Source organism: Rhizobium sp. Rhizsp42, assembly GCF_047304155.1.
GTDB lineage: Bacteria > Pseudomonadota > Alphaproteobacteria > Rhizobiales > Rhizobiaceae > Rhizobium.
Genome location: NZ_JBGLYS010000161.1, coordinates 1 through 263, shown reverse-complemented (window position 1 = coordinate 263; position 263 = coordinate 1). Strand labels below are relative to the sequence as shown.

The 263-nt window shown below is 59.7% G+C and carries 1 protein-coding gene; it reads right to left on the bottom strand.

Annotated elements, in window-relative coordinates; all coding sequences use genetic code 11:
* Nucleotides 1–263: AraC family transcriptional regulator (locus tag ACCD05_RS31940; protein ID WP_413397695.1), on the bottom strand; the 263-nt coding region annotated here is incomplete at both ends.

Sequence of the window (263 nt, the reverse complement as noted above, 5' to 3'; positions counted from 1 at the left end):
CGGTTGGCGTCACGCCGATTTCGTTCTTGAAGCGTCGCAGGAAATTCCGCTCGCTCATCGCGGCTGCCTGCGCTGCATTGGCGATCGAGATGCGATTCGCGCTATTGCTCCTGAGTTGATGAGCGGCCGCGCGAATCAATTCGCTGGCTCGCGCCTCCTGCACGCCAAACAGAACGCTCGCAAATTTTCTGTTCTCGCCGGGCATCATGCATGCGACGATCTCCTGCGCGATTTCGTAACCCGCGTCGCGCACGACAATCGAC